We start from the raw sequence: 2,968 nt of genomic DNA on the forward strand, positions 1-2,968 counted from the left end.
ACAAAAATCTTTTTTTCTGTACACTTTCCCAAGCATTTATTGGTGACTCAATTACCGGACTAGAAGTATTACCGATTGGTATTTTGTTGAAACTTTGGGAAAAAGGGCATTTTATTCATACTTGTCCTGATTGTGGCGGAACCGTTTACATCCTTAGTGCAAGTGGTTCGATTTTGAGTGGATCGCATAAATTCAGAGCTATATGTCCCAACTGCAAAAAAGAAGTTGTCGGAAGGAAGCCTTCGTTCTCACAACTTAATTTTCCATCTCATGAGCTGTCGAATAAATACAGGAATGTTGAAGTAATCGAAAGGTTTAAAAATCAACATTTTGAAATTGGTAGAGGATTAGTAGGAAAAAAGGATAAGCAGATTGTTTTGAAAAAAATGGTAAAAGGTGTATCTCTTAGAGAGCTTATCGAGTATTTGAAAAAAGAGGAAGACGGATAAGAGAATTAAAAAAATTACGTTGACGTATGCCCAAAAAATACGGCTTAATTTTCTCTATCGCTACTTCAAGCATGATATGGAAAATACGTGAGTCAAAACAGCTTTTAGATATGGAAAAAGAAATACGGAACTTTGCCATCACTCTCTGAAATCGTTGCGTATTATGAAAAATTGGAAGAACAGCACGAAGAATAATAATATAATTAAAAACATCTGGAAGGAGAAGAAAAGTGAAAAAACCATTTATCATTTTAATCAAAATTGCAGAATTAATTGTGGGAAAACAGAACAACGAATATCTTTCCAATCCCGAAATTTCCAAACTGATAAAACAATTTCAGCAGACACATTCTATAAAAAAGTATCATCTATCCCAAACGGATATCATCATTATTGCTTATGCGTGGTTTGAAACGGTAAAAAATTACAGGGTAGGTTTTGCTTCACTCGATATTTTAAAAATACTTTATAAAAAGGTATCGCAAAAAATTGAGCATTTGGATGATATTATTTCGCTTTTGGATAAGAAAGTTTTTGCTATCAATCCAGAAGATAATTGGGATGTAAAACAAACGCATTTTATTAAGCAAAAACCAGACTCGAATTTTTCCAGTCAATACCTTTTGGAAAATGTTATTGAGATTCATCCCGATTTCAAGGAAGTTATTTTAGCAGAAAACAAAAGTCAAGATGATTTTAGCCAAAAATCTTTTCAAAATAATCGTGAACTTCTCAACTATTGGTTTTCTTATCTGGAAAAGGTTGCTGATTTGAAACTTCGTTCACATCATCCTATATTTAATTTATTCGACCTCGCCGGTAAAGAAGCAGCTAAATTTTCGGAAATAGTTAAATGGGAAAAACAGATTGAAAGCAGATTGGCAAATACGGATAAAAAATTTCCTCTTCTCGAATTGATAGATGAATACAACCTTGATAAAATTGAGGCTAAAATAATTGTGTACCTTGCAAAGGAAGAATTAGAAAATAATGGATGCAATACCCAAGAAATAATTCAATTGATAAGCATAGATCATCAGGATTTGTTTAAAAATAAAAAATATATTTCCGATGAATCCAAACTTGTAAAAAAAGGATTGGTAGAAATATCTGAAGGATTTTTTTTCCGTTCGCAACCTAATATCCGCATATCTCCCGATATCCTCAGACGCATTATTATGAAATCGCCTGTGAATGAGAATGAAACATTGAATCGGATTTTAAAAGGAAATGATATTTTTACAATAGCCACACCATCCCAAACTTTCGCTGATCTTATTCTACCTAAACAGATAAAAAACACAATCCGTTTTTCTATGAATCAATACCATAAAAATATCGCTGAAACTCTTCAGGAATGGGGACTTTTTGACAAAGGTATCCGAGCGGTTGATCATCCCAACGAAAATACCGGTTCTGGAATGCTGATGTTGTTTTATGGACCACCTGGCACGGGTAAAACATTTGCTGCTGGTGCTATAGCGGAAAGTCTCAATAAAAAACTTCTCATCACAGACGTTAGTAGAATTCAATCCAAATGGGTGGGCGACAGTGAAAAAAATGTTCGTAAGATGTTTTCTTTGTTTGCACGGATTGTAAACAGGATGAAAAATCCACCAATTCTATTGCTAAATGAAGCGGATCAATTTTTGATGAATCGAACGGAAAAGATAAAATCGTCGGTTGATCGGATGCATAATTCTATGCAAAATCTTTTTTTGGAAGGATTTGAAAATCTAAACGGTATTCTCATTGCAACCACAAATATGAGAAAAAATTTAGATGAAGCATTTAGTAGAAGATTTCAGCTCAAGTTAGAATTTCCATTTCCATCAGGCGAAGAACGGCAAAAATTATGGGAATTGCATTTGCCACTAACAATTTCCGGTGCATCGGAAATCGATATTAAATTCCTCGCTGCAAACTATCGCTTAACCGGTGGTCAAATAAAAATAATTGTCCGAAACGCCTGCATAGAAGGGGCTTCGAGAAGGTTAAAAAGGATAAACCAAGAAGATATAATCAAATATTGCGATATTGAAGCAGAATCTGATTTTGGATCTATAAAACAGAAAATAGTTGGGTTTTAATGGAAGCAGTGAATATGGAAAAAATAATGGGTACTTTTAAGGATGACTGTCCACTTGTTATTGCTAAGTGATGTGGTACACGAGTCTCCTCGTGATATTGAAATATTCAGAAAGTACGGAAAAAACAGCACCATCGGGGCGACACATTTGTAGCCAATGGCGTCAGCCATTGGGATATGTAAAGCCAAAAAAAACAGCACCGTAGGTGCGACATCACTTCGCCTTTTGTATCTATTCTCAAAAAATTTTAAACCATTTTATTTCATTTCTCTCACACAAAATTAGATAACAATTTCCCACAAGTTATCAAAAATTATTTCGGAGGAAATATGAAAAACAAAAAGAAATCCCGATTAATTTCGGACAAAAAATGGATTATTGCGATTATCACAATCGTAATCGTTAGTTATGCAGCTATTTCAGTTGCCA

At 34.0% G+C, this 2,968-nt stretch carries 2 protein-coding genes; both read left to right on the forward strand.

From position 1 onward, the window contains the following. Positions 1-449, forward strand: a 449-nt coding sequence (locus tag U9P79_06330) for a hypothetical protein (GenBank protein MEA2104240.1), incomplete at its 5' end; no start/stop codon positions are given. 230 nt (positions 450-679) lie between these two features. Next, positions 680-2,539, forward strand: coding sequence for an AAA family ATPase (locus U9P79_06335; protein ID MEA2104241.1), 1,860 nt, complete (start codon positions 680-682; stop codon positions 2,537-2,539). Positions 2,540-2,968 lie beyond the last annotated feature (429 nt).

This window comes from Candidatus Cloacimonadota bacterium, assembly GCA_034661015.1.
GTDB lineage: Bacteria > Cloacimonadota > Cloacimonadia > JGIOTU-2 > JGIOTU-2 > JAYEKN01.